21 protein-coding genes are annotated in these 26,352 nt (G+C 71.2%); 7 read left to right on the top strand and 14 right to left on the bottom strand.

All coding sequences use genetic code 11. From position 1 onward, the window contains the following. Nucleotides 1-75: 75 nt before the first annotated feature. The 6 genes from ACWDN5_RS32740 to ACWDN5_RS32715 all read right to left on the bottom strand — a co-directional run bounded on the left by ACWDN5_RS32740 (nt 76) and on the right by ACWDN5_RS32715 (nt 7,570). Nucleotides 76-1,515, bottom strand: coding sequence for a glycoside hydrolase family 3 protein (locus ACWDN5_RS32740; protein ID WP_449678986.1), 1,440 nt, complete (start codon nt 1,513-1,515; stop codon nt 76-78). A 3-nt stretch (nt 1,516-1,518) separates the two neighbouring features. Continuing rightward, entirely contained in the window at nt 1,519-2,349 is an 831-nt protein-coding gene (locus ACWDN5_RS32735) for a carbohydrate ABC transporter permease (protein ID WP_310976271.1), read from the bottom strand. Next, a complete protein-coding gene (locus ACWDN5_RS32730; RefSeq protein WP_310976272.1) occupies nt 2,346-3,332 on the bottom strand; it encodes a carbohydrate ABC transporter permease in 987 nt (328 codons plus the stop codon). Before ACWDN5_RS32730 ends, ACWDN5_RS32735 begins: the two co-directional genes overlap by 4 nt. After that, nucleotides 3,329-4,630 (bottom strand): sugar ABC transporter substrate-binding protein, encoded by a 1,302-nt coding sequence (locus ACWDN5_RS32725; RefSeq protein WP_449678985.1) that lies wholly within the window; start codon nt 4,628-4,630, stop codon nt 3,329-3,331. Before ACWDN5_RS32725 ends, ACWDN5_RS32730 begins: the two co-directional genes overlap by 4 nt. 302 nt (nt 4,631-4,932) lie before the next feature. After that, the gene (locus ACWDN5_RS32720) at nt 4,933-6,732 is read right to left on the bottom strand and encodes a TIM barrel protein (protein ID WP_449678984.1); all 1,800 of its coding nucleotides are present in this window, start codon (nt 6,730-6,732) and stop codon (nt 4,933-4,935) included. Beyond that, nucleotides 6,722-7,570: a shikimate dehydrogenase gene (locus tag ACWDN5_RS32715; RefSeq protein WP_449678983.1), complete on the bottom strand. Its 849-nt coding sequence runs from the start codon at nt 7,568-7,570 to the stop codon at nt 6,722-6,724. The genes ACWDN5_RS32720 and ACWDN5_RS32715 overlap by 11 nt, the downstream gene beginning before the upstream one ends. Nucleotides 7,571-7,686: 116 nt before the next feature. Here ACWDN5_RS32715 and ACWDN5_RS32710 point away from each other — a divergent pair, with 116 nt between their 5' ends. Further along, entirely contained in the window at nt 7,687-8,331 is a 645-nt protein-coding gene (locus ACWDN5_RS32710) for a TetR/AcrR family transcriptional regulator (protein ID WP_449678982.1), read from the top strand. A gap of 139 nt (nt 8,332-8,470) precedes the next feature. Further along, nucleotides 8,471-9,784 carry an MFS transporter gene (locus ACWDN5_RS32705; protein ID WP_449678981.1) on the top strand — a complete coding sequence of 438 codons (1,314 nt, stop codon included), beginning with the start codon at nt 8,471-8,473 and terminating at the stop codon, nt 9,782-9,784. Here ACWDN5_RS32705 and ACWDN5_RS32700 read toward each other — a convergent pair. The 4 genes from ACWDN5_RS32700 to ACWDN5_RS32685 all read right to left on the bottom strand — a co-directional run bounded on the left by ACWDN5_RS32700 (nt 9,781) and on the right by ACWDN5_RS32685 (nt 13,551). Then, nucleotides 9,781-10,152: a hypothetical protein gene (locus ACWDN5_RS32700; protein WP_449678980.1), complete on the bottom strand. Its 372-nt coding sequence runs from the start codon at nt 10,150-10,152 to the stop codon at nt 9,781-9,783. The genes ACWDN5_RS32705 and ACWDN5_RS32700 overlap by 4 nt on opposite strands. Then, nucleotides 10,152-10,913, bottom strand: a complete 762-nt coding sequence (locus ACWDN5_RS32695; RefSeq protein ID WP_449678979.1) for an FHA domain-containing protein — start codon at nt 10,911-10,913, stop codon at nt 10,152-10,154. The genes ACWDN5_RS32700 and ACWDN5_RS32695 overlap by 1 nt, the downstream gene beginning before the upstream one ends. Before the next feature lie 87 nt (nt 10,914-11,000). Then, entirely contained in the window at nt 11,001-13,103 is a 2,103-nt protein-coding gene (locus ACWDN5_RS32690) for a (Fe-S)-binding protein (protein WP_449678978.1), read from the bottom strand. Nucleotides 13,104-13,134: 31 nt separating this feature from the next. Continuing rightward, nucleotides 13,135-13,551, bottom strand: coding sequence for a hypothetical protein (locus ACWDN5_RS32685; protein ID WP_176169908.1), 417 nt, complete (start codon nt 13,549-13,551; stop codon nt 13,135-13,137). Nucleotides 13,552-13,772: 221 nt separating this feature from the next. Between ACWDN5_RS32685 and ACWDN5_RS32680 the strand changes: the two genes are divergently transcribed. Further along, entirely contained in the window at nt 13,773-14,435 is a 663-nt protein-coding gene (locus ACWDN5_RS32680) for a nitroreductase family protein (protein ID WP_449678977.1), read from the top strand. Between the two features lie 5 nt (nt 14,436-14,440). On the opposite strand, the gene ACWDN5_RS32675 is transcribed toward ACWDN5_RS32680, so the two are convergent. From ACWDN5_RS32675 to ACWDN5_RS32665, 3 genes are all read right to left on the bottom strand, one after another. Continuing rightward, nucleotides 14,441-16,534: a diguanylate cyclase domain-containing protein gene (locus ACWDN5_RS32675; protein WP_449678976.1), complete on the bottom strand. Its 2,094-nt coding sequence runs from the start codon at nt 16,532-16,534 to the stop codon at nt 14,441-14,443. Nucleotides 16,535-16,615: 81 nt separating this feature from the next. Beyond that, nucleotides 16,616-17,707 (bottom strand): alpha/beta hydrolase, encoded by a 1,092-nt coding sequence (locus ACWDN5_RS32670; RefSeq protein WP_449678990.1) that lies wholly within the window; start codon nt 17,705-17,707, stop codon nt 16,616-16,618. A gap of 78 nt (nt 17,708-17,785) precedes the next feature. Further along, nucleotides 17,786-19,117: a cytochrome P450 gene (locus tag ACWDN5_RS32665; RefSeq protein WP_449678975.1), complete on the bottom strand. Its 1,332-nt coding sequence runs from the start codon at nt 19,115-19,117 to the stop codon at nt 17,786-17,788. A gap of 123 nt (nt 19,118-19,240) precedes the next feature. Here ACWDN5_RS32665 and ACWDN5_RS32660 point away from each other — a divergent pair, with 123 nt between their 5' ends. Then, nucleotides 19,241-20,062 carry an SAM-dependent methyltransferase gene (locus ACWDN5_RS32660; RefSeq protein ID WP_449678974.1) on the top strand — a complete coding sequence of 274 codons (822 nt, stop codon included), beginning with the start codon at nt 19,241-19,243 and terminating at the stop codon, nt 20,060-20,062. 1 nt (nt 20,063) lies between these two features. Here the strand turns inward: ACWDN5_RS32660 and ACWDN5_RS32655 are convergent, their stop codons facing one another. Beyond that, on the bottom strand, nt 20,064-22,991 hold the full coding sequence (locus ACWDN5_RS32655; protein WP_449678973.1) for a glycoside hydrolase family 3 C-terminal domain-containing protein: 2,928 nt from the start codon (nt 22,989-22,991) through the stop codon (nt 20,064-20,066). Nucleotides 22,992-23,341: 350 nt separating this feature from the next. Here ACWDN5_RS32655 and ACWDN5_RS32650 point away from each other — a divergent pair, with 350 nt between their 5' ends. The 3 genes from ACWDN5_RS32650 to ACWDN5_RS32640 form a co-directional block, all read left to right on the top strand. Next, nucleotides 23,342-24,349 (top strand): LacI family DNA-binding transcriptional regulator, encoded by a 1,008-nt coding sequence (locus tag ACWDN5_RS32650; RefSeq protein ID WP_310976287.1) that lies wholly within the window; start codon nt 23,342-23,344, stop codon nt 24,347-24,349. A gap of 36 nt (nt 24,350-24,385) precedes the next feature. Then, entirely contained in the window at nt 24,386-25,630 is a 1,245-nt protein-coding gene (locus tag ACWDN5_RS32645) for a sugar ABC transporter substrate-binding protein (protein WP_449678972.1), read from the top strand. Continuing rightward, on the top strand, nt 25,627-26,352 hold a 726-nt coding region (locus ACWDN5_RS32640), incomplete at its 3' end, for a carbohydrate ABC transporter permease (RefSeq protein ID WP_449678971.1). The genes ACWDN5_RS32645 and ACWDN5_RS32640, both read left to right, overlap by 4 nt.

Below are 26,352 nucleotides of genomic sequence, written 5' to 3'. Positions count from 1 at the left end.
TACAAACCGCGGCTGAACTTCTGGAGATGCGGCAAAGCGGACGAAACCCCGCTCAGGAGCGGGGTTTCGTCCGGTTCAGGCGAGATATTCGGCCGCGGCGCGGAGGCTGACCCAGGAACCGCTGAACGTGTCGATCCGCGGGCCGTCGCCGTCGGCCGGCCCGGGGACGCCGGTCTCCACCCGGATGAAGTCCACAGTGGACAACGCGGCCAGCAGCTCCCGCACCCGGGGGTGCCGGTGCGCCTCCCGCGTCACCACGACGACGCTGCCGAAGCCGCGGGCCGCCGCCAGCACCGCGTCGGCGTCGTCCGGTGTCGCGGTCATCGCCCGGGTGCCCGGCACGAGCTCGGCCAGGTGGGCGCCGAGGCCCCACGGCATCGGCCCGGCCGCGATGGTCGGCTCGGTCTGGACGTCGACCACCAGCGGCGGCCCGGCCAGCCGCGGCTCGCCCCGGACCCGCAGCGCCTTGCGGGCCGCCTCCAGGCCGAGCCGCCGGTCCACCGGGCCCACCGACGCCGGCGCCGGGTCGGTGCCCAATGCCGCCGTCCGGGCCGCCGCCTCCGCCAGCCGCTCCAGGGACAGCTCCCCCGCCGCGACCGCGGCCACGATCGCCGAGACGCAGGCGTCCAGGTGTTCGGCTTCGAAGGCCGCGCCGCCGAGGCACAGCGCGTCGGCCCCCGCCGCCAGGGCGCGCACGGCCGACCGGCCGAGACCGTCGTGGCGCCCGTACGCCCCGGACACCGCCCCCATCTCCAGGGCGTCGGTGATCACCGCGCCGGTGAAGCCGAGTTCGCCGCGCAGGACGTCGGTGAGCGCGGTGCGGTTGAGCGTGGCCGGCTCGTCGCCCCAGGCGCGGACGACCAGGTGGCCGGACATCACCGAGCGCACCCCGGCCCGGATGGCCGCGGCGAACGGGACGAGCTCGATCTCCCGCAGTTCCTCGACGGTCCGCGGCAGCACCGGCAGCGCCACGTGCGAGTCCTCGGTCGCCGCGCCGTGGCCCGGGAAGTGCTTGGCGCACGCCGCGACCCCGTACTTCTGCAGGCCGGTGACGTACGCCGCGACGTGCGGTGCCGCCTTGGCCGGGTCGGACCCGAACGCCCGGACGCCGATGATCGGGTCCTCGGCGGCCAGGGTGAGGTCCGCGCAGGGCGCGAGGTTCACCGTGACCCCGCAGGCCGCCAGCCGCTCGCCGAGCGCGGCGGCGACCGCCGTGGTCAGCTCCGGGTCGTCGGCCGAACCGAGGGCCAGCGGCCCCGGCACGAACGACCCGGTGTTGACGTCAAGGCGGGTGACGTCGCCGCCCTCCTCGTCGATCCCGACCACGACGCCGTCCCGCTCGCCCCGCAGCTGCGCGACCAGGGCGGCGACCTGCTCGTCGTCGACGACGTTGCGGCCGAACAGCACCACCCCGCCCAGGCCGTCGGCGACCCGGCGGCGCAGCCAGTCCGGTGCGGTCGTCCCGGCGAACCCGGGCAGGAGGACGGCTTCGGCGAGCTTCTCGGGCGAAGACAACGGCTACCCCTTCACGGCGCCGGCGGTCGCGCCGGACACGAGCTTGCGTTGCACGAGCAGGAAGAAGATCAGCGCCGGGATCGCGTAGATGACCGACGCGGCCATGACGCCGCCCCAGTCGGTGGCGAACGCGGTGCGGAACGACGCCAGCCACACCGGCAGCGTCTCCTTCGGCTTGTCCTGGATGAACACCAGCGCGAACAGGTACTCGTTCCACGCGGTGATGAAGCTGAACACCGAGGTGGTGACCAGCCCCGGCCCGAGCAGCGGCAGCGTCACCCGGCGGAACGCGCCGGTCTGGCTGCAGCCGTCGATCATCGCGGCCTCCTCCAGCTCGTACGGGATCCCGTTGACGAAGCCGTAGAGCATCCAGACCGTGAACGGCAGCGTGGTGGCGAAGTAGATCAGCAGCAGCGACGGCAGCGTGTTGAGCAGCCCGGCGTCCCGCATCAGCAGGAACAGCGGGATGAACAGGGCCGACACCGGCGCCAGCTGCGCCACCATGACCAGCACCAGGAAGCCCCGGCGGCCGGTGAACCGCAGCCGCGAGAGCGGGATCGCCGCCAGGGTGCCGGCCACCAGCGCGCACAGCACCGACCCGACCGTGACGATCAGGCTGTTGAGCAGGTAGGTCGGGAAGTTGTCCTTGCCCAGGGCGGTGGCGAAGTTGCCGAACGAGAACGACGTCGGGATCAGGTCGTACTTCGGCGAGAGGATCTGGCCGGGCGATCTCAGCGACGTGACGAACATCCAGTACGTCGGGAAGACGATGGCCAGCGCCACCAGGACGCCGACGACCGACAGCGCGATCCGCTGCGGCAGCGATTTCCTCACTTGAGATCACCTTCCGGGGTCCGGACGAGCAGCTGGATGTACCGGCCGGTGATGAGCGCCAGCACGATCAGCATCAGCGTCGCGATCGCGCCCGCCGCGCCGAAGTGGTTGCCCGCGATGCCCTTGAGGTACAGGACGACGGCCAGGGTGGTGCTCCCGCCGTCGGGCCCGCCCTCGCGGATCGCCCAGATCTGGGCGAAGGCGTTGAAGTCCCACAGGACCGACAGGAACGTCACCATGGTGGTGATCGGCCGGATGGCGGGCCAGGTGACCGCGCGGAAGGTCTGCCACGCGCTGGCGCCGTCGATGCCGGCGGCCTCGTACTGCTCGCGCGGGACGCCGATGATGCCCGCGTACAGCGAGAACGTCACGAACGGCACGGCCTGCCACACGATGAGCAGCCCGATCACGGTGAGCGTACTGGGCCCGCTGGAGAACCACGAGAACCCGATGAAGCCGTGGAAGCCCAGCCGGTCCAGCGTCTTGTTGAGGATGCCGTACTGCTGGTCGAAGATCCACTGGAACACCGTGGTCGTGGCGATCACCGGCGTGGCCCAGGCCAGCACCAGCGTCACCTGCACCATGATCCGCACGACCGGGCCGAGGTGGCGCATGAGCACGGCGAGCAGGAGGCCGCCGAGGATGGTGGCGGCCACGATGGCGGCGGTGAACACCAAGGTCCGGACGGTGATCGTCCAGAACTCCGGGTCGGAGAGCGTGTTGGTGTAGTTGTCGAACCCGATCCAGACCATCTTGCCGGAGACGAGCTGGCCGATGTCGAGCTTGCGGAAGCTGATCGCGAGCACCTGGACCAGCGGCCAGGCGAGCAGCACCAGGATGGCCGCCAGCGCCGGGAGCAGCAGCAGGTACGGGAGCAGCCGGTCGCCGAACCGGCCCCGCCTGCGCTTGGTGACCCGGGTGTCGCGCGGCGATGCCGGCGGGGTGGCCCCCGCCGGCATCGTCACATTCGCGGTCGCGGTCATCCGCCGATGAGCTTGTTGAGCGCTGCGTTGGCGTCGGCGGTCGCCTGGTCGAGCGTCTTCTTGCCGGTCAGGTACGCGGTCAGCATGTCCTTGACCGGGTTCTGGCCGGACTCCACGTCACCCCACTTCGGGCTGGCCGGCACGGCCTTGCCGTTGGTGGACGCCTTGGCCATCACGCTGCCCAGCGGGTCCTTGTCCAGGCCGGTGAGGTCGGTCGACGTGCCGGGCACGACGCCGGCGGCGGCGAGCTGGCTCTGGTACTTCGGGCTGGAGAGCAGCTTGATGTACTCCTTGGCCGCGGCCACGTTCTTGCTGTTGGCCGGGATCGCCAGGTTGGAGCCGCCCAGGAAGACCGGGGCGCTCTGGCCGGCGGTCTTGCTCGGGATCGCGAAGGCACCGGTCTTGGCGGTCAGGCTCGCGTCGGTCTTGGCCGCGGTCGCCAGCTCCCACGGGAGGCCGATCATCATGGCCACCTTGCCGGCGCCGTAGACGGTCGCCTGCTGCGGCTTGGCCTCGTCGGCGTCCTTCGGCGCCTTGGTGCCGGAGGTGTCGACGAGCTTCTTGTAGAACTCCAGACCGGCCTTGGCCTCGGGGGTGTCCAGGCTCGCCTTGTAGTTCTTGCCGTCGGCCTTGGCGATGTCCCCGCCGTTGTCCCAGATGAACGACAGCAGCGCGTACCAGTTCTGGCCCGGCATGTAGAGCGCCTGGAAGTCGGGGTCGGAGCCGAACTTCGTCTTCAGCTTGCCGATCGCGTCGATCCACTCGTCGTTCGACGTCGGCGTCTTGGTGATGCCGGCCTGCTCGAACATGTCCTTGCGGTAGATGACCTCACGGTTGGCCGCGTAGAACGGGACGCCGTAGACCTTGCCGTCGTAGCTGCCCGAGTCGGCGAGGCCCTTGAGCCACTGCGCGCCGTTGAAGCTGTCCTTGTCGGCGGTCAGGTCGGTCAGGACGCCTTCCTGCGCGGCGAACGCCGCGGTCTGCGTGTTGCCGATCTCGATGACGTCCGGCGGCGCGCCGCTGGCCAGCGCGGTGGTCAGCTTCTGCTGGATGCCGTCCCACTGCTGGACCTCGTACTTGACCTTGACGCCGGGGTGCGCGGCCTCGAACTCCTTGTTGAGCGCGCCGGTCAGCGTCTCCGGCGCGGAGCCGGTCATCAGCCAGACCGTGACGGTCCCGCTCAGCGGTGCATTGCCGCTCGACGAGGCCGCGGTGTCCGAGCCACCGGAGCCCGCGCAGCCCGCGGTCGCGAGCGTGAGTGCGGCGGCGCCCGCCGCGAGCTTGAGCCAGCGTTTCACTCGATGCCGTCCTTTCCCTGCCCGGCCACCGCGGCCGGACGCCCCAAATGGTGTAGACCAATGTTGGGGTTAGAGTGGTACGTACCACAGGCCCTGTCAAGGCGGTTGCCGGAACGTTGTAAACGCATGCGGGGAGTAGCCGGGCGGTCACCGGCCACCGGCGGCGGGCGCCAGAAGTCGTCCGGATAGGAAGGCGTCCCGGCCGTTTTTCACCGCTGCGGCACGGGAATCCCGCGCGCCCGCGGTGGCCGGCCACGACGAAAACCGCCCCAGGAAAGAAATCCCGGGGCCGGCGATGGTGCTCAGGCCGGCGTTTTCGCCGGTGGGGCCGCGTGTCGGCGGGCGCGGTGGGCGGCCATCCGCACCGGCGCGTTGCCGACGCCGTAACCCCGGTACCCGCCGACCCGCTGGACCACCTCGAAGAACACCCGCGCCCCGGCCAGCGCGGTGTAGAAGTGCAGGAACTCGCCGTCGGCGTCCCGGTCGTACAGCACCGAGTGCTCCCGCAGCGCGGCCAGCCGCTCGGCCGGCAGGTCCAGGCGGGCTTCGAGGTCGTCGTAGTAGTTGCCCGGGATCTCCAGCAGGGGCGCGCCGGCCGCACGCATGGCCGCGGCCGCCGCCACCGCGTCCGTGCAGGCGAACGCCACGTGCTGCGGTTCGGGGACGGCCGGCGCCCACTCGCCGCGGCGGACCACGGCGCTGTCCAGCGTCAGCCGGACCGCCCCCGCCGCCACCGCGCGGCTGCGCACCAGCCCGAACGGCGCCGCGAACTCGGCCACCGGGGACGGCGTCAGCCCGAACACCGAGCGGTAGAACAGCGCCGCTTCCTCGAAGTGGTCGAAGGGCTGCGTGAGGGCCACGTGATCGATTCCGAAGATCCCCGCGCCGGGCGCCGTTTCGCCGGTGGGCGCGAAGTCGTCCCGCCAGTCGTCGCCGCAGAGGAACACCTGGGTGCCGTCCGGCGCCGCGACCGACGCCAGGTCGGCCTCGCGCGGGCCGCGCACCCGCGGCAGGACCGGCGCGAGCAGGGCCTCGGCGCGGCGGGCGGAGCGGGCCGGGTCGGTGCTCGCCAGCGCGACCGCCCCGACGGCACCGTGGGCCGCGCCGCCTTCGTTGACCACCACCCGCGCGTCGCCCTGCTCCCACAGCTCGACCGGCTTGGTCCGGTGGACGCCGGTGCGGGCGAACCCGAGCGACGCCAGGAGCCGGCCCGCACCCGGGTCGGTGACGACCTCGGCGAACGCGTGGCCGGTCAGCGTCGGCGCGGCCGGCAGTTCCCGCACGCCGAGCGATTCCTTCAACGCCAGCAGCGAGCGCAGCGCGTCGACCGCGGCCGGGCGCGGGTCGGCCTGGCGGAAGACGTCGTTGAAGACTTCCAGGGACAGCGGCCCGCGGTAGCCCGTGGCGAGGACGTGCCCGGTGAACGCGGTGAGGTCGAAGTCGCCCTGGCCGGGGAAGAGCCGGTGGTGGCGGCTCCACGGCAGGACGTCCATCGGCAGCTTCGGCGCGTCGGCGAGCTGGAGGAAGAAGATCTTGTCGCCGGGGATCGCGCGGATCGGCGCCGGGTCGTGGCCCTTCGACAGGATGTGGAAGCTGTCGAGGCAGACGCCGAGCGCGGGGTGCGCGGCGCGGCGGACGATACGCCAGGCGTGCTCGTATCCGCTGACGTGCCGGCCCCAGGCCAGGGCTTCGTAGGCGACCCGCAGGCCGCGCGCGGCGGCCAGCTCCGCCAGCGCGTGCAGTTGTTCCGCGGCCAGTTCGTCGTCATCGATCGCCTCCGGCGAGACCGACGAACAGACCAGGATCGTGCCGGCGCCGAGCTCGGCCATGACGTCGAACTTGCGCGCGGCCCGGCGCAGGTTGGCCGCGTGCTGCGGTGGCGGGACGGCTTCGAAGTCGCGGAACGGCTGGTAGAGGTCGACGGACAGGCCGAGGTCGGCGCACCGGCGGCGGATTTCGGCCGGGCTCGACGGGGAGACCAGCAGGTCGTTCTCGAACAGCTCGACGCCGTCGAACCCGGCCGCCGCGGCCGCGGCGAGCTTGTCCTCCAGGGTGCCGGACAGGCAGACGGTGGCGATGGCGGTGCGTGGTTCAGGCGGCACGGGCGGCCTTCCCTTCCAGGGCGTCGAAGTGGCGCAGCATCCGCGCCGGGTCGGGTTCGGCGCCGGTGAACAGCCGGAACGATTCGGCGGCCTGGAGCACGACCATGCCGCCGCCGTGCAGCACCCGGCAGCCGCGGGCCCGCGCGGCGGCCAGCAGCGCGGTTTCCAGGGGGCGGTAGACGATGTCGGCGACCCACAGCCCCGGGTGCAGCAGCTCGGCCGGCACCGGTGAGCCGGGGTGGGCGGCCATCCCGGTCGGGGTGGCGTGCACGAGGCCGTCGGCGCCTTCGAGCGCGGTCAGGTCGCCGGTTTGCGCGCGGCCGGGGCCGAATCGTCGCTCGAGCGCCTCGGCCAGGCGAGCGCTCCGGCTGCCGTCGACGTCGTGGACGGTGAGCCGGCCGGTGCCGAGGGAGAGGAGGGCGTGCGCGACCGCGGCGCCCGCTCCCCCGGCGCCGAGCAGGACGACGTCGTCCATCGGGGCGTCGGGCAGGCCGCGGGTGAGGCTGCGGGCGAACCCGGTGGCGTCGGTGTTGTGGCCGATCGCGCGGTGGTTCCGGAAGACGACGGTGTTGACCGCGCCGAGGGCTTCGGCTTCCGGCGAGAGCTCGTCGAGGTGCGGCAGGACGGCCTGCTTGGCCGGGTGGGTGACGTTGAGGCCGTCGAACCCGGCGAGCCGGGCGGCGGCGAGGACGTCGGCGACCGGGCGGCACAGGACGTCGAGGTCCAGCAGCCGGTAGACGTAGCGCAGGCCGAGCTCGTCGGCCTCGCGTTCGTGCAGGGCCGGGCTGGCGGACGGCCCGATGCCCGTGCCGACGAGCCCGATCAGGTAGCTGGTCACGCGGCGCCCTCCGGCCGTTAATGTACGAACTAGTACGTTCACGGTAGCGCGGCGTCCTCCCGGGCGGAAGGGCTGGGCTAGAGTGAGGCCCGTCGACCTGCAGCGGAAGGAGCCCGGTGGCCGCACCATCGTCGGAGGCCGAGCGCCAGCGCGACAAGGAACGGACGCGGGCCGACATCCTCGCGGTGGCCACGCGCGAGTTCGCGGACAAGGGCTACACCGGCGCCCGGGTCGACGAGATCGCCGCGCGCACCAGCACCACCAAGCGGATGATCTACTACTACTTCGGCGGCAAGGAACAGCTCTACCTCGCCGTACTGGAGCGGGCGTACTCCGAGCTCCGGGCCTCGGAACAGCGACTCGACGTCGAGCACCTGGAGCCCGAGGACGCCCTGCGGCAACTGGCCGCGCTGACGTTCGACCACCACGAGGCGCACCCGGACTTCATCCGGCTGGTCAGCATCGAGAACATCCACCACGCGGAGCACCTGTCGCGGTCGGAGATCCTGGCCGGCCTGGCCGACCCGGCACTCGGCGGGATCACCCGGATCCTCGAGCGCGGCCGGGCGGCCGGCCTGTTCCGGGAGGACGTCGACGCGCTCGACGTGCACATGGTCATCAGCTCGTTCTGCGTGTTCCGGCTGGCGAACCGCCACACGTTCCAGGCGATCTTCGGCCGCGACATGCTCGACCCGGCCCGGCGCGAGCACCACCGCACCATGCTGGGCGACTTGCTGATCGAGTACCTGACGGCTCGCTGAAGCCCGCGCCCCCACCAGCGAAAAGGATCTCTTGACACCCGGCGCCCCGGTCTCGCACTCTTTATTAACTAACTAGACCGTACATTGCTTCCCCGCCGCAGTCTGAGCAACGAAGCACGGACGTCAGGAGCACCTCCCCGTGACCGGATCGATGCCCCGCAAGGCGGCGCTGGCCGCCTGGATCGGCAGCGCGCTCGAGTACTACGACTTCTTCATCTACGGCACCGCCGCCGCGCTCGTGTTCGGCAAGGTGTTCTTCCCCGCCTCCTCCCCCGCCACCGGCACCCTCCTGGCCCTGGCCACCTTCGGCGTCGGCTACCTCGCCCGGCCGGTCGGCGCGTTCGTCCTCGGCCACGTCGGCGACCGGTTCGGCCGCAAGCGCGTGCTCGTCTTCACCCTGCTGCTCATGGGCTTCGCGACGTTCTGCGTCGGCTGCCTGCCGACGTACGCGAGCGTCGGCGTCCTCGCCCCGGTGCTGCTGGTCGTTCTCCGGCTGCTGCAAGGACTTTCCGCGGCCGGCGAGCAGGCCGGCGCGAACTCGATGTCCCTCGAGCACGCCCCCGAACACCGGCGCGCCTACTTCACCAGCTTCACCCTGAGCGGCACGCAAGCCGGCCAGATCCTGGCCACCGCGATCTTCCTGCCGGTCGCCGCCCTCCCCCAGGAGGACCTGCTGACCTGGGGCTGGCGGCTGCCGTTCTGGGGCAGCGCGCTCGTCGTGGTCGTCGGCTTCGTGATCCGGCGCAAGCTCGACGAGACGCCGGTGTTCGAACGCACCGAGGTCGCGAAACTGCCGGTCGCGCTGCTGTTCCGGCACCACTGGGCGGACGTGCTGCGGGTGATCGTCGCGGCGACGATCGCCTCGGTGAGCACCATCTTCACCGTCTACGCGCTGAGCTACGCGGTCAACACGATCGGCCTCTCCCGCACCCCGATGCTCTGGGTGGGTGTGCTCGCGAACGTCGTCGCGCTGGCGGCGATCCCGCTACTGGCCGGGCTCGCCGACCGGGTCGGGCGCAAACCGGTGTTCATCACCGGCTGCCTGGCCTGCGGCGTGCTGATCTTCCCGTACCTGTGGTCGATTTCGATCGGCTCGTACGCGCTGCTGTTCGTGCTCGGCATCGTGCTGTTCGGGGTGGCGTACTCCGGGATCAACGGCGTCTGGCCGGCACTGTACGGCGAGATGTTCAGCGCGCGGGTCCGCCTGTCCGGGATGGCGATCGGCACCCAGATCGGCTTCGCGGTGGCCGGGTTCGCGCCCAGCGTCGTGGCGGCGATCGGGTCCGGCAAGGAGGACTGGCTCGGCGTCGCGATCTTCACCGCGGCGGTGTGCGTGGTGGCGGCACTGTCCGCGGCGACGGCCCGGGAGACCTACCGGGTGCCGACCGCGCAGCTGGGCGGCGTCGCCCCCGCGGCACCGTCCACTGTGGTCGCGTCCGCTGTGGACGGTTAGAACGGGACGCCGGCCGCGGCGGCGAGAGCCCGCACCGCGGTCCACAACCCGGCGCCGGCGGTCGCGAGGCCGCCGGCGTCCCGCAGCAGATCCCTGGCCCGGCGCACCTTTGCGCCCACGCCGGTTCCGCCGTGCACGACGTCCCGGTCGACCTCGTCGAGGGCGTCGTGCACGGCGTCCTTCGTGGCCGTCGGCAACCGGGCGGCGTCGAGTTCCGCACGGACCGACCGCACCAGCGACGCGACCTGCCGCGCGTCGAGGCCGCGGTGGATCTCCTGGTGTCCACCGTGGACTGTGTTGATGTCGCCGTGCACGGCGTTGTTGACCGTCCCGGCCCGGACGTCGCCGTGGAAGTGGATGCCGTCCACTACCGCCTCCTGTTCCGGCGCCGCTCGCGCGCCGCCTTGGCCAGCACCAGCCCGATCATCGCCACGACCCCGCCGAGCCCGAAGAGCGCGAAGCCGATCGCCCCGAGCGGCACGCCGTCGAAGACCTCCGGGCCGAGCAGCGGTGGCGGCGCGTCGAACGACCCCGACGAGACCGCGTCGGATCCCGCCTTGACGAACCGGAAGATCACCGACGCCCAGATCGCGAACCCGGCCAGTACCATGAGCAACCCGAGCACCATGACCGCGCGGCCGGCGCCCCGCCCGGTGGCCAGTTCCGAAATCAGCTGTCCCTCGGGGGTGCTGAACTCGTACTTGTGGTGCTGGCGGTTGTCGTAGCTGTTGTTGACATCGCGCCCGGCGTTGTTGATGGTCCCCGCGGACACGTCGCCGAACGAGACCCCGCCGGACGACCGCTGCCAGCTCCGTGTCTGCTGCCCGCCGCCGTCCCCGTCGGAGTAGACCGCGGCGACCGGGCCGAACTCGAGCCGGTCACCGTGGCGGAGCGGGTGGTCCTGCCGCGGCGCCAGCCGCCGCCCGTTGACCCACGTCCCGTTCCGCGACCCGGCGTCGGCCACCCAGGTGCCGCGCGCGTCCTGGCGGATCCAGGCGTGCCGCAGCGAAACCTGGTCCGAGGGCAACCGCAGGTCCGCGTCGGGCCCGCGCCCCACCAGCCACGAGCCCCGGCGCATCACCAGGCGCACCCCGGCCCCGCCGACCGTCTCGATCCTCGCCCCGGCCATCGGCTCTCCTCCCGCCGCACGGCTCCCTGCCTCTCAAGGAAGAGCCGCGCGGCGGCCGGTGGATATAGGGCGAACGGGTGAACCCGTTCAGACCTTCGGGGCCGAGGTGTCGGTGGCCTTCACCCGCTCCAAGAGCAGCTGCGCCACATCGCGCACGTCGACGTTCTCCGCCTTCTGCTCGCTCTGGCGCTGGACCAGGCCGTCGGTCAGCATCACGCGGCAGAACGGGCAGCCCGTCACGATCGTTTCCGCGTCCGTGGCGATCGCCTCGTCGACGCGTTCCAGGTTGATGCGCTTGCCGATCTGCTCCTCCATCCACATGCGGGCGCCACCCGCGCCGCAGCACAGGGCCCGGTCGGCGTGGCGGGGCATTTCGGCCAGCTCGGCTCCCGTTGCCCCGACCAGCTCGCGCGGCGGGGTGTAGACCTTGTTGTGGCGGCCGAGGTAGCAGGGGTCGTGGTAGGTGACCTTCGGGCCGTCCTCGACCGGCTTCACCGGGGTCAGCCGACCGCCGCGGACCAGGCGGTTGAGCAGTTGCGTGTGGTGGACCACCTCGTAGTGCCCGTCCAGCTGGGGGTACTCGCGGCTCAGCGTGTTCAGGCAGTGCGGGCAGGTCGTGACGATCTTGCGCAACCTCGGCTCGCGGCCCTCGAACACGGCGTTGAGCGTTTCGGCCGTCTGCTGCGCCATCATCTGGAAGAGGAACTCGTTGCCCGCACGGCGGGCCGGGTCACCCGTGCAGGACTCCTCCTTGCCCAGCACCACGTACTTCACCCCGGCGATGTGCAGCAGCTCCGCCGTGGCGCGGACGGTCTTGCGGGCCTGGTCGTCGAACGCGCCCGCGCAGCCGACCCAATAGACGTACTCGACGTCCTCGGCCAGCTCGCCGTCGAACACCGGGACGTCGAACCCGAGGTCCTTCGTCCAGGCCAGCCGCTCGGAGTTGTTCTGGCCCCACGGGTTGCCCTTGGTCTCCAGGTTCTTGAACAGGCCGCCCAGCTCGGTCGGGAACGCCGACTCGATCATCACCTGGTAGCGGCGCATGTCGACGATGTGGTCGACGTGCTCGATGTCCACCGGGCACTGCTCGACGCACGCGCCGCAGGTGGTGCACGACCACAGCACGTCCGGGTCGATGACGCCGCCGTCGTCCTCGGGGCCGACCAGCGGGCGCGCGCCCTCGTGCTCGGTACCCGCGAGGATGTAGGGCGCCTCCTCGAACAGGTTGTCGCGCAGGTTCATGATGACGAGCTTGGGCGACAACGGCTTGCCGGTGTTCCACGCCGGGCACTGCGACTGGCAGCGGCCGCACTCGGTGCACGTGGCGAAGTCGAGCATGCCCTTCCAGGTGAAGTCGCCGATCTTGCCGCGGCCGAACGTGTCGTCCTCGCCCGGGTCCTCGAAGTCGATCGGCTTGCCCGCGGACTCCATCGGCAGCAGCGGGCCGAGCGCGTCCGGCAGCCGCTTCGCCGAGACGTTGATCGGCGCCACGAAGATGTGCAGGTGCTTGGAGTAGAGCACGATGCTGAGGAAGACGAGCATGACGCCGATGTGCAGCAGCAGGCCGATGGTTTCCAGCACCTCGGTCGTCGAGTGCCCGAGCGGCTCGAGGAGGTTGCCGACGCCGAGCGAGACGTACGCGCCCGAGTCGTACGGGAAGTTGCCGGACGCCGACGAGGCGCCGCGGAAGAAGAACATCGTCCAGACGACGTTGAAGATCATGAACAGGATCAGCCACGCGCCGCCGGTGTGCGAGCCGTAGAAGCGGGACGCGCGATCCTTGCGCTCGGGGGCGTTCTTGATGCGGATGATCGTGAACACGCCGAGCGAGACGGCGACCGCGACGGCGATGAAGTCCTGCAGGAAGCCCAGCACCGCCCAGTGGCCGATCCACGGGATGGCGAACTTTTCGTCGAACAACGCGCCGTACGCCTCGAGGTACACCGAAGCGAGGATCACGAAGCCCCAGAACGTGAAGAAGTGCGCCAGGCCGGGCACCGACCACTTCAGCAGCTTGCGCTGGCCGAACACCTCGCGCACCTGCGCGAAGACCCGGGCACCGAGCTCGTCGGACCGCTTGGCGTCGGGCTGGCCGGCCTTGATCAGCCGGTAGAGGAACGCGACCCGCTTGCCGGCGACGGCGAGGCCGACGACCGTCATGAGCAGGCCGAGGATGAGACGAACGAGCACGAGTCCTCCGCGTCGTGATGGAAGGACCGGCTCAGTGCGAGCCGGTGTAGTACCGGCACGCCTTGCACGCGTACCGCATCTTCGCGATCCGCCAGTGCTTCCGGTACAGATCGAGGTCGGGCGAACGCCGGACGCCGAGGCGCTGGTAACGCCCGGGCCGCCGGCCGGTTTCGTACTGCTCGGTCGCGCGGCCGAGGTGGGCGCGCCGCAGCACGCACCCCCGGGTCCGGCACCGGCCGAGCGCGGCGCGGCAGAACCGGTGCAGCAGCACGAGATCGCCGGTAACTTCTTCGACCACGCCGTAGCCGGGGTGGTCGCCCGGCCCGGTGAGCCGCACCGGCAGCCCGCAATACGCGCATTTGAGCGTGCAGGGAAGGCAGCCGGTGAGGTGCCGGATCCGCAGTTCGCGCCGGTCTTCGGAGCCGGGTCCTCGGACGCGCGACGCCATGAAGCCTCCCGGAACGACTGTGATCGGCACCACTGTCTGCTACTGGAGGGTAATGAGGAGATCACTTCACGCGACAGGACCGTTCGGCCTAGTTTCCCTGGGCTGTTCGGCGCAATTTCTCAAGCAAGGATCACCTTACTGTCCGTATAGCGGACGCTTGACACCGCGAATCGTACATTCGGCCCTGCTGCGCACTCCGTGTCCCGCGCCACAATCCGGACATGACGTATCACCCGGTCCCCTACCGGCCCGCCCGGCTGCCGGACACCGAAGCGATCGCCCGGGCCGCCGCGCTGCGCCAGCGGATGGAAGCCCGCCGTTCGGTGCGGATGTTCTCCCCCGACCCGGTGCCCGAACGCGCGGTGCTCGACGCGATCGCCGTCGCCTCGACCGCGCCGAGCGGGGCGCACCAGCAGCCGTGGACGTTCGTCCTCGTCACCGACCCCGCGGTGCGTCGGCGGATCCGCGAAGCCGCCGAGGCCGAGGAGCGGATTTCCTACGAAGGCCGCCTCGGCGAGGCGTGGCTCGACGCGCTGCGGCCCCTCGGCACGGACGCGGTGAAGCCCCACCTGACGGACGCGCCGTACCTCATCGTCGTGTTCCAGCAACGGTTCGCCCTCGACGACGACGGCAGCGTCCGCAAGCACTACTACGTCGACGAGTCGGTCGGCATCGCGGTGGGCATGTTGCTGACGGCGTTGCAGGTGGCGGGCCTCGCCGCGCTGACGCACACGCCGTCGCCGATGCGGTTCCTCGGGGAACTACTCGGCCGCCCGCGCAACGAAAAGGCGTTCGCGGTGATCCCGGTCGGCTATCCGGCCGACGACTGTATGGTGCCGGACCTGCAGCGCAAGCCTCTCGATGAGGTCCTCGTGCGGATCTGACCTCCTCAGCCGGGGAAGCCGTCCGGCGGGTCGGGGAACGCCGGACCCGAAAGCAGGTCCACACCCCGGTCCCGCCACCACCCGGCTTCCTCCGAAGTCCGCACCCCGGCGACCGACACCGCGGCCCCGGCCGTGTGGGCCGCGTCGATCAGGGCCGACAGCGGGCCGGCCACCAAGGGGTGTTCGCGCTTGGCCGCCAGGTTCGGTGCGATCCGGACCGCGCCGGCCGGGAACTCCGTCAGGCACGTGATGTCGCCGAGGCCGTGGATCTCCGCGCGGACGCCGATTTCGCCCAGCACCCTGAAGTTGTCCGCCGCGTCGCTGACGTCCAGGGCCGCCGTCGGAAAGCCGGGGCGCAGGCGGTCCGGCGGCAGGCCGGTGTCGTCCAGGACGCGGCGGATTTCGCCGACCAGCTCCGGGTCCGCCGCCTGCTGGGTCGTCAGCTCGACGACCAGTGGCACGGCGAGCCCGGAGGCCGCCAGCCGCTCGGCCGCCGTGCGCAACAGCCACGTGCCCAGCGGGAGCGCCAGCCCGATCTCCGCGGCCAGCCGGACACAGGTTTCGTGCGGCAGCACGCCTTCCGCCGGGTGGTTCCATCGCAGGCGCGCCTCGACGGCCTCGGCCGCGCCGGTCGTCGCCGACGTCAGCACCTGGTAGCGGTCTTCGATCTCGCCGTTCTCCCACGCGCCCGCCATCGACGCGGCCAGGCCGAAGTCGTGCCGGTCGCGGCGGTCCAGCTCGCGGTCGAACAGGCCCCACTGGCTGCCCGTCCGCTGGGCGCGCCGCAGGGTCAGGTCCGACGCCTGGAGCAGCTCCGCGGGCGTGATGTCGCGCGGCGGGCGGTGGACCACGCCGATCGCGGCCGGCACCGCGACCCCGCGCTGCCCGTCGACGTACTCCGCTTCGGCCAGCTCGTGGGTGATCCGGCGGACGAGCGTCACCACGCCCGGGGTGTCCGCCGTGTTCTGCACCAGCACGCCGAATTCGTCGCCGCCGAGGCGGGCCACCAGGGCCTTCTCCCCGTCGAACACCAGCTTCAGCTTGGCGGCGACCCCGCGCAGCAGCCGGTCGCCGAGTTCCTGGCCGAGACCGCCGTTGATCTGGGAGAAGCCTTCGAGGTCGAGGTGGAACAGGGTGACTCCGCGCGCGGGGTCCGCGTCGCGGAGCAGGGTTTCCAGGCGGGTGCTGAAGAACTGCCGGTTCGGCAGCCCGGTGAGCACGTCGTGCAGGGCCTGGTGGCTCAGCCGCCGCTGCAGCAATGACACCTCGGTGTCGTCGTCGACGATCGTGAGCAGCTGGCGGGGTTTGCCGACCGCGTCGCGGATCACCGACGCGGCGAAGGTCGCCCACATCGGCTCGCCGTCCTTGCCGAGCAGGCGGCGGCCGGCGCGCAGCCGGTGCAGCCGGCCGGCCACCAGCTCGCCGTAGCTTTCCCGCAACTGCTCGACGTCCTCGGGGTGGACCAGGTCGAACAGCGTCATCGCGGCGATCTCGGCCGGCGTGCGGTTGAGCGTCTTGGCCAGCGCCGCGTTGGCCCGCAGCACCCGGCCGTCCAGTTCGGTGAGCGCGACGCCGCTGGCCGAGCCGGCGAACACCTCCTCGAACTGCGCGCGGGAGATGACGTGCTTCTGCCGCGTCTCCTGCTCGACCTTCAGCAGGGCACGGCTCAAGCCCTCCTGCCGCTTCTGGATGTCCTCGCGCAGCATCTCGCCGTACCCGGAGCTGAACGCGCCGAGCACCAGCACGACCCGCTCGGCCAGCCGGTCGAGCCCGCGCAGCTCCGGCTCGCGCACCAGTGCCTTGCCCAGGACTTCCAGGCTGCGGCGCAGGCTTTCGGCGCCGACGCCGCGCAGCTCGACGAGCCGCCCGCCGGCGGTCGCGGCCGCCGCGAGGTCCGGAGGTTCGCTCGCCACCGCCTCGAACAGCCGCCCGGCCAGGGCGGCCAGCTCACGCTCGATCTCCTCGGGCGTGTGCGGCAGGTACGCCGTGGTGCTGATCAGGTAGCCCCACTTGCGCGCGAGCGCACCGAGCCGTTTCGCCGCGCGATCGGCGTCCGGCTGGTTCCGCGGGGCGTTGCCGCGGGGTTGGGGAGCAGTCACCTCAGGCTGTCCAAGGGTTCAGTACACACCGTTCGGGTCAATCGATATATCTTGGCCCGGAATTGTGCGACACGCACGGGTTCAGTTTCGTCCGATCGAGTGATAACCCTGCGGAGCGATCCCGAGGCGCGCCTGCAGCCAGGACCGGGTCGCACTGCGGTATTCGCCCGCGTTTTCGTGCAGCGCCACGGAATGCCCCGCGCCGGGCAGCACGTACGTCGACAACTTCGACGGGTCGGCGTAATAGGGCGCTTCCTGCGCCCGCAGCACCGCCGCGTCGGAACAGTCGCGCAACGCCAGCACCCCGCAGAAAAGGACGTCCTTTTCACCGACCACCTGCAAAACCGGCACGGAGATTCCCCACGTCGCGGGCAACACGATGCCGAACAGCGCCACCGTGCCCATCCCGGGCACCGAAACCTGGTCCTTCGTCGCCTCGTCGGCGGCGATCACGGCCGGGTCGGCGTCGCCCGCCGCGTAGAACAGCCCGGCGCGCGCTCCCGGCTTCGTCGTGAAGTACAGCGGGTCGCTGCCGAGGGTTCCGAGCTGCCCGTCGAGCAGCGCCGGCTGTAGGCCGAGCGCCGCGCCGAGGGCGAGCACGGGCAGGGCCGGCAGGTGCGTGATGCCGGTGAGGACGACGCCGTCGACGTCGCGGTACGTGGACGCTTCCACGGCGACGACCCCGGAGCCGACCGAGTGCCCGACGATGACCACCTTCGCGAACCGGACGCCGCCGGCCCGGCCGGCCCGCAGGTGCCCGACCACCTCGTGCATCGACTCGGCCGCGGCCCAGACCGACAGCGGCAGGCTCAGCGGCCGGCTGCTCCGCCCGGCGCCGAGCTGGTCCGCGGCGAAGGTCGCGTAACCGTGCGCGGCCATGTCGCGCTGGTAGGAATAGCGCTCCGGCTCGTAGGGCAGGTCCCAGTACGCGCTGTTGTACGTCCCGCCGTGCACGAGCAGCTGGACGGTGTCCGGGGCGTCCCCGGCGGGCAGGCACAGCCGGCCGTGGACGGTCGCGGGCGTCCCCGGCACCAGCGGGGGCAGGCCCGGGCCGGTGACCGGCAGATCCGTGTCGCTGCAGGAGATCGCGGCGGCCTCGGCGGGCACCGCCGCGGTCAGCGACGCGCACAGGACACCGCACGCGAACAACGCCGACGTCACCTTGACGGGCAGCTTCACGCCGCACTCCCTCTGGACTCGGACAGGTGAAGGAACTCCGGAACACTACACCGGGTAGCCGAACCGGTACCGTCAGGTCTTGCGCGGCACCACCGTCATCGGCAGGCGGTTCGGCTGCATGGTGGCCTTGATCTGCGCGTACACCTTCTTGCCGGGCACCGGGACCAGGCGCCAGCGCGCCCCGATGGTCGCGGCGACGATGCCGATCTCCGTCGGCGCGAACACGTGCCCCGGGCACAGCCGCGCGCCCGCGCCGAACGGGATGTACGCCCCCTTCGGCAGGTCCGCGGTGCGGCCGGGCGCCCAGCGGTCCGGGTCGAACCGGTCCGGCTCGGGGAACCAGCGCGGATCGCGGTGCAGGGTGTGCTGGCTGACGGCGACCTCGCTGCCCGCCGGGATCGGCACCCCGCCGAGCTCGACGTCCTCCCGCGCGCGGCGCATCAGGATCAGCGGCGGGGTGCGGCGGACGATCTCGTTCACGATCTGGTGGGTGTAGACCAGATCCGGCAGGTCTTCGAAGCGCGCGGCACGCCCGCCCAGCACTTCGTCGACTTCGGCGTGGAACCGCCGTTCGACCTCCGGGTGCTGCCCCAGCTCGTGGAAGAACCAGGCCAGCGCGACGGCGGTGGTCTCGGCGCCGGTGGTCAGGATCGTGATGACCTCGTCGTGCACCTGGCGATCGGACATGCCTTCGCCGGTGTCCTCGTCGCGGGCCAGCAGCAGCATCGAGAGCAGGTCGCCGTGGTCGGCGCCGTCTTCGCGGGCCGCGACGACGGTTTCGCCGATCACCTCGCGCAGGCGCGCGGCCGCGGTGTCGAACCGCCGGTTCGCCGGGATCGGCAGCTTCTCGACGAACTTCGGCGAGAAGGCCCGGATCAGCACGTACTTCAGCATGACCGGGATCGAGTGCCGGATCTCCGCCAGTGCCTCCTCGCCGAGCGCGGTGGAGAACAGCGTCTGCCCGGCGATGGTCAGCACCAGGTCCTGCATCCGCTTGTCGAACTCGACGACTTCGCCGGGCCGCCACGAGCTCGCGAGGTCGTCGGCCAGCGTCGTCATGGTGTGCTCGGCGTAGCCGGCGATCCGCGTGCGGCCGAAGGCGGGCATCACCAGCCGGCGCTGGCGGCGGTTGAGCTCGCCGTTCGAGGTGGCCAGGCCGTCGCCGAAGAGCGGGCGCATCTTGTCGAAGACCAGGCCCTTGTCGAACTTGTCGGCGTCGGTGGCCAGCACCTGCCAGGCCAGTTCCGGGGTGGTGACCACGTGCACCGGCAGCGGCCCGAGCCGGATTTTGACGACTTCTCCGTGCGAGGACAGGGAAGTGAAGAACTTCAGCGGGTCGCGCAGCAGCGGCACCGTGTGCCCGAGCAGCGGGACCCGGCCGGGCACGGGACGCGGGTTCGTCATGGCCTCGCCTCCCTCGCGACCGGGCCACCTTAGCCGGACGCCGGGGCTGCGGAGCGCGGGTCCACACGAACGGATGAGGGGCTAAGCTCCGGTCCCGCAGCGTCCGCGAGGGTGGGAGGTCCCGTGACCGGAGAACCGAGCTGGGTACCGCCGGAGATCGACACCTCGGTGCCGAACCCGGCCCGGGTGTACGACTTCTGGCTCGACGGGGACCACAACTTCGCCGCCGACCGGGCGCTCGGCGAGCAGATCCTGAAGATCATGCCGGGCATCCGCGACGCCGCCCGGCTCAACCGCGCCTTCCTGCGCCGCGCCGCGCGGTACATGGTGAACGCCGGGGTCCGGCAGTTCCTCGACGTCGGCTCCGGCATCCCGACCGTCGGCAACCTGCACGAGATCGTCCAGCAGGTCGACCCGTCGTGCCGGGTGGTGTACGTCGACCGCGAATCGGTCGCCGTCGCGCACAGCGAGCTGCTGCTGCAGGGCAACGACAACTGCGCGGTGATCCAGGCCGACATGCGCGACGTCAACGACATCTTCGACGCGGAGCCGGCCCGCCGGCTGCTCGACCCCGAGCAGCCGACGGGCGTGTTCATGTTGCTGCTGCTGCACTTCGTGCCCGACTCCTGGGACCCGGTTGGCATCCTGGCCCGTTACCGCGAGCGGCTCGCGCCGGGCAGCTTCCTCGCCGTCACGCACGTCGCGGCGGACTCGGGGTCGGAGGGCCTCGACGAAGCGATCGAGGTCTACACGACCCGGCAGAACCAGCAGAACCAGCCGTTCCCGCGCACGCACGACCAGGTGCTCCGGTTCTTCGAGGGCTTCGACCTCGTCGAACCGGGCCTGGTCGGCTGCGCGATGTGGAACCCCGAGGGCGCCGGCGACATGTCCGACGACCCTTCGGTCAACTCCTTGCCCTATGCGGGGGTGGGCCGCAAACCCTAGGTCACCGCAACGAGAACGTCGCCAGGTTCACCGGGCCGTCGAACGTCAGGTAGACGTCGTGCCGGCCGCTCGCCTTGGCCAGCGCCGCCGTCACCGTCGTGTACGCGTACCGGTCACCCGTCGGCGAAACCGGGACCGTGCCCAGCACGCGGCCGGTCGGCGAGTCCAGGCGGACCGTGACCTTCGACGACGCCGTCGCGGACACCGAGGCCGAGAAGCGCCCCGGGCCGTTCAGCGCCACGTTGCGGTACGCCACCCAGCTGCCGGCCGCGGTGGCGACCGACGTCCCCGAAACCTTCGACGTGTCCGTCAACGTCGTGCCGGAGTAGTCGTCGAAGTCCTGGGCCTGGGTCGGCCGGCTCAGGTCGCGCGGCTGGGGCCGCTCCCCCGGCACGTAGACCGGTTGCGGCGCCGAGAGTTCGGAGGCGTTGCGGCCCACCGAGAACTCGTACACCCCCGCCGCCACGACGGACCGGTCGCGGGCGACGTCCCACGACGCCAGGTCCGCCACCGGCACGCCGAACCGCACCGTGCGGGTCTCCTTCGGGGCCAGGGTCAGCTTCGAGAAGTCCCGCAACCGCTGCACACCGGAGTTCTTCGAGTAGAGCTGGACGACGTCGGACCCGCTGCGGGCGCCGGTGTTCGTCACGTCGACGCTCACCCGGACCTGGCCGCCCGCCAGGGACGCGCGGACGTTGTCGTAGCGGAAGCTGGTGTAGCTCAGCCCGTAACCGAACGGGAACAGCGGTTTCCCGCGGTAGTACTGGTAGGTCATCCCGGTCTTGGCGATGTCGTAGTCCAGGATGTTCGGCAGCCCGGCGTCGGAGGCGTACCAGGTCTGCGTCAGCCGCCCGCTCGGGTCGGTGTCGCCGAAGAGCACGTCGGCGACCGCGTGCCCGGTTTCCTGGCCCGCGTGGCTGGTCCACAGGATGCCGGGGACCGGCAAGGTGTCCCAGCCGGTCGTCGGGTAGCTGTTCTCCACCACGACGATCGTGTGCGGGTTCGCCTTCTGCACCGCTTCGATCAGCGCGCGCTGCGCCGGGGCGAGCTCGGTGCTCGTGCGGTCGTTGGCTTCGCGGCCGTTGATGAACGGCATGCTGCCGACCACGACGACCGCGGTGTCCGCGTCCTTCGCCGCGGCGACCGCGCTGCCGACGCCGCTGCTCAGCACGTCCCGGCCGAACTTGGTCGCGTGCGCGGCATCCGGCGAGGAGATCGTCAGGACGCCGTCCGCGCCGACCATGGCGAACTTGTTCGGGCCGAACCACGGCTCGTTGACCTCGTTGCCCGCGTATTCGAGCACGTAGCTGCCGTCGGGCTGGGCGTCGAGCTTCAGCTGCTGTTGCACGAACCAGCCGGCCGGCTGGTCGACGTCGTTCACCAGCGCTCCGCCGGAGTAGCTCAGGAACTTGCCGTTCGCGGCCGCGCGCAGCGTGTTCTTGCCCGCGCCCCAGTCGTAGACGTCGAAGGACTCGGCGGTGCCCGCCACCGTGCCGCCGGCGGTGATCTTCCCGGTGGTCGCGGGGGCCGTCAGGTACCGGCCGGTGCCGAGGTCCTTCAGGGCGATCCGGTCCACGCCTTCGGACGAGGCGACCGTGCCCGCCGAGCCGAGGCGCTCCTTGATGCCCTGCAGCGGGGTGACCTTGTACTGCATCGCCCCGGCGTACCAGTCTTCGTACAGGGTGTTCGACAGCGGGCCGACGACCGCGATCTTCCTGTTGCGCGCGGCGTTCAGGGGCAGCGCGTTGCCGTTGTTGCGCAGCAGCACCATCTGGGCGTCGGCGGCCTTGCGCGCCAGTGCTTGGTGCTCGGGCGAGCCGATGACGGCCGGGGTGATCTTCGCGTACGGGTTGCGGCCCGGCGGGTCGAACTCGCCGAGCCGGAACCGCAGCGACAGCAGGTGGCGGTCGGCGTTCTCGACGTCGGCCATGGTCAGGAAGCCCTTCGCGAGCGCCTCCTTGACCGCGGCGACGGTGATCGAGCCGTCGGTGTCGTTGTCGGTGAAGCTGTCGAGCCCCGCCTTGATCGCCGCCGCGTCGCCTTCGGCCTTGGTGGCGTAGTACTTCTCGGAGTTGACCAGGTTGGACGGTGCGCCGGCGTCGCTGACCACGGCGATGTCGTCCGGCGCCCACTTCCGCAGCTTGCCGTCGAGGTCCGGGCTGACGTGGTTCGGCCGCCCGTTGACCAGGTTGTACGACGGCATCACGGCGTTGGCCGCGCCCGCCTCCAGCGGGATCTTGAACGCCTGCTCGTCGTAGTCGTGCAGGATCTTCGGCGGCACCGAGGAACTCGTCGTGTCGCGGTTGACCTCGTTGTTGTAGGCCAGGAAGTGCTTGAGCGTCGGCGCGGCCTGCAGGTACCGCGGGTCGTCACCCTGCATGCCGTGGCCGTAGGCCTTCGCGAATTCGCCGGTCAGGTACGGGTCTTCGGAGTAACCCTCTTCGTTGCGGCCCCACCGCGGGTCGCGCAGCAGGTTCACCACCGGGGCCCACAGGTTGAGGCCCCACAGCGTCGGGTTGCGGGCGTTGAAGCCGCGCGCCTCCTGCCCGACGGCCGCGCCCACCTGCTTCACCAGCGCCGGGTCCCAGCTGGTGGCCAGGCCGATGGCCTGCGGGAACACCGTGCCGTCGGCTTTGACGACGGCACCGGAGTTGTCGTAGTCGGTCGACCAGGCGACACCGTGCAGCGCTTCGGTACCGGTCTTGAAGACGCCGATGCCGAGCCGCGGGATGGCCGGCTGGTACTGGTGCAGCAGCGAGATCTTCTCGTCCGCCGTCAGCCGGGACAGCAGGTCGTCGATCCGGGTGGCCAGGGGCAGCGACGGATCGCGGAACGGGGGTGGCGGCGCCGCGAGCGCCGGCGACGAAGCCAGCAGCAGGGTCGCGGCCACCGCCGGGACGAGGGCACGGCGGAAGAGGGACAAGCGCACGGACGGCCTCCGATTCGTCGAATCGTTTCGACGGCGCGGCGCGGAACATTCGCGTCGAACGGCGGGGAACCCGACGACTATTACAGCCGCGTGAGCAGAAGGTCAAGAGTTTCTGGGAACGCTCCCAGGCCCGTCGAGACGACGGCTTGATCGTGGCACTGAGCTGCAAAAAGAACGTTCAACAGGGACCTTCGACGATTTCGACGAACACCTCTGTTGTCGAATAACCATCGAATACCGGCAAACGGTGAATGATGCTTGTGTTTCCGGCGGGTGTCACTTACCTTCGTGCCATCGTCGATGCGCTTCGACACACCGCCCGTCCCCTCCCCGCCTTCAGGAGGCCGCCCGTGGTCACGATCAACGACGTCGCCAACGCGGCCGGGGTCGCCCCCAGCACGGTGTCGTACGTGATCAGCGGCAAACGCTCGATCTCGCCGAAGACCCGGCGGCTGGTCGAAGACAGCATCCGCAAGCTCGGCTACCACCCCCACGCCGGTGCCCGGGCGCTGGCCAGCAGCAAGACCAACGTGCTGGCGCTGGTCGTCCCGCTGCGCACGGACCTCAACGTCGCCGTCGTGATGGAGTTCGTCGCCTCGGCGGTCACCGCGGCCCGCGCGCACGACCACGACCTGCTGCTGCTCACCAAGGACGAGGGGCCGGCCGCGCTGCAGCGGGTCGCGTCCTCGGCGATCGCCGACGCGCTGATGGTGATGGACGTCGAAACCGCCGACCCGCGGGTGCCGATGCTGCTCGCTCTCGACCTGCCGGTGGTGCTCATCGGCGTGCCCGACCACCCGGCCGGGCTGAGCTGCGTCGACCTCGACTTCACCGCGGCCGCCTCGGCCTGCGTCGCCCACCTGGCCGACCTCGGCCACCGCTCGATCGCGCTGATCGGCCCGTCCCCGGCGGTCTACCGGCGGGGCACGAGCTACGCGACGCGGTTCCTGCGCGGCTTCGACGAAGCGACGAAGAGCCGGGACGTGCGCGCGGCCTCCCACGCGTGCGCCCACTCCTACGAAGCGGTGAGCGCCTGTCTCGACGAGCTGCTCGCCGCCGATCCCGGCCTGACCGGCCTGGTCGTGCACAACGAGGCCGTGCTGCCCGGGCTGCTGTCGGACCTGCGCCACCGCGGCCTGCGGGTGCCCGAGGACATCTCGGTCATCGCCGTCTGCCCGGACAGCATGGCCGAGCAGCACGCCGTCGCGCTGACCAACGTGGCCATCCCGGCCGAGGAGGTCGGCACCCAGGCCGTCGAAATGACCATGCGCCGGCTCGCCGGCCACACCACCCCGGAGGTCCGGCTGCTCGGGCCCCGCCTCACCCGGCGCGAAAGCACCGCCGCGCCCCGCGCCTGACCCCCGGTTCTGCTCCGCTGCCGAAGGAGAATCACCATGCCCGTAGTCCGTCGCGCCCTCGTCCTCACCGCGAGCGCCACGAGTGCCGTGCTGCTGGCCGCCTGCAGCCCCAGCCCGACGGCCCCGGCCGCGCCCGGCGGCGCCGACGCCCCGGCCGCCACGTCGATCACCGAGCTCGACTACTACGCCGACGAGCAGGGTTCCGCCGCGTGGCAGAAGATCCTCGACACCTGCGCCGGGCAGACCGGGATCAAGATCGAGCGCCAGAAGGTGCCGACCAACCAGATGCTGCCGAAGGTGCTGCAGAGCGCCAGCTCGAAGACGCTGCCGAACCTGCTCTTCACCGACAACCCCACGCTGCAGCAGGTCGCCGCCACCGGCGCGCTGACCCCGCTGAGCGACTACGGCATCAGCACCGACGGCTACTACGACAGCATCGTCAAGGCCGGGACCTACCAGGGCAAGGTGTACGGCGTCGCGCCCGGCGTCAACGGCCTCGCGCTGATCTACAACAAGGACCTCCTGCAGGCCGCCGGCGTCGAGCCGCCGAAGACGTGGGACGAGCTGAAGGCCGCCGCGGCGAAGCTGACCAAGGACGGCAAGTACGGGCTCGCCTTCTCCGCCATCCCGTCCGAGGAAGGCACCTGGCAGTTCCTCCCGTTCTTCTGGAGCAACGGCGCCGAACTGTCCCAGCTGGACTCCTCCAAGGCGGCCCAGGCCCTGCAGTACGTCACCGACCTGGTGAACTCGGGTGCGGCGTCGAAGTCCGTGGTGACCTGGAACCAGAACGACGTCGCCGACCAGTTCGTCGGCGGCAACGCGGCGATGATGATCAACGGGTCGTGGAACATCGCCCGCCTCGACGAGCAGAAGTCCCTGCACTACGGCGTGGTGCCGATCCCGGTGCCGCAGGCCGGCGGCAAGCCGGTGGTCGCCCTCGGCGGCGAGGTCGGCACGATCCCGGTGACCGGCGGGCCCGCCCAGGAGGCCGCGGGCAGGGTGCTCTCCTGCATCCTGTCCGAGCCGACGATGCTCGAGTGGAGCAAGGCGCACGCCTACATCCCGTCGAAGACGGCCACCGCGCAGAAGTTCGGCACCGAGCAGCCGGCGATGCAGGCGTTCGTCGACGAGGTCGGCACCGCCCGCTCCCGCACCGCGGAGCTCGGCGAGAAGTACCCCAAGGTCTCGCAGGCGCTGGCCGACGCGCTCCAGGCGGCGCTGACCGGCAAGACCCCGGTCGACCAGGCCCTCAAGGCCGCCCAGCAGGCGAGCGGCTCGTGACGCTCGCCGCCGCCCCGACGGTCTCGGCGGCACCCCGCGCGAACCGGAAGTCCCGCCGGGACAACCGGTTCGCCGCGTGGGCGTTCCTGCTGCCCGCCCTGGCCTACATCATCGTGTTCTTCGGCTACCCCCTGGTCGCGAACCTGGTGATGAGCACCCAGAACTACACGGTGAAGTCGTTCTACACCGGCGAAGCACCCTTCGTCGGCATCGCGAACTACTCCGCCGTGCTGAACAACCCGCTGTTCTCGACGGCGGCGCTCAACACGGTGCTGTTCACCGCCGGGTCGCTGGTCTTCCAGTTCGGCATCGGCCTGGCGCTCGCGGTGTTCTTCAACGGCCGTTTCCTCGGCAGCGCGCTGCTGCGGTCGCTGCTCCTGCTGCCGTGGCTGCTGCCCCTGGTGGTCAGCGGCGCGGTCTGGCGGTGGATGTTCGACCAGGACCACGGCGTGCTCAACGCCGGCCTGCGGTTCCTCGGCTTCGACGCCGTGCCGTGGCTGAGCAGCACGAGCTGGGCGCTGCCGGCGGTGATCCTCACCAACATCTGGATCGGCATCCCGTTCAACCTGGTGATCCTGCACGGCGGCCTGCGCGCCATCCCGGCGTCGCTCTACGAAGCCGCGGAGCTCGACGGCGCCGGGGGTGACGACGGCCGAGCTCACCGACGTCGTCGCCCAGCTGGTCGCCGGGCAGGAGGCCATTTCCCACGCGCTCGCCGGCCT

The organism is Amycolatopsis sp. NPDC003731 (assembly GCF_053586895.1).
Note: the sequence above shows the minus strand (reverse complement) of the source record. Positions and strands in the feature narration are given on the sequence as shown.

What these genes read in the sequence shown, in the direction of transcription:
- ACWDN5_RS32685 (WP_176169908.1), bottom strand. Translation starts at nt 13,551, where the DNA reads ATGGCGTCGCGCGTCCGAGGACCCGGCTCCGAAGACCGGCGCGAACTG.
- ACWDN5_RS32645 (WP_449678972.1), top strand. Translation starts at nt 24,386, where the DNA reads ATGCCCGTAGTCCGTCGCGCCCTCGTCCTCACCGCGAGCGCCACGAGT.
- ACWDN5_RS32730 (WP_310976272.1), bottom strand. Translation starts at nt 3,332, where the DNA reads ATGACCGCGACCGCGAATGTGACGATGCCGGCGGGGGCCACCCCGCCG.
- ACWDN5_RS32665 (WP_449678975.1), bottom strand. Translation starts at nt 19,117, where the DNA reads ATGACGAACCCGCGTCCCGTGCCCGGCCGGGTCCCGCTGCTCGGGCAC.
- ACWDN5_RS32695 (WP_449678979.1), bottom strand. Translation starts at nt 10,913, where the DNA reads ATGGCCGGGGCGAGGATCGAGACGGTCGGCGGGGCCGGGGTGCGCCTG.
- ACWDN5_RS32680 (WP_449678977.1), top strand. Translation starts at nt 13,773, where the DNA reads ATGACGTATCACCCGGTCCCCTACCGGCCCGCCCGGCTGCCGGACACC.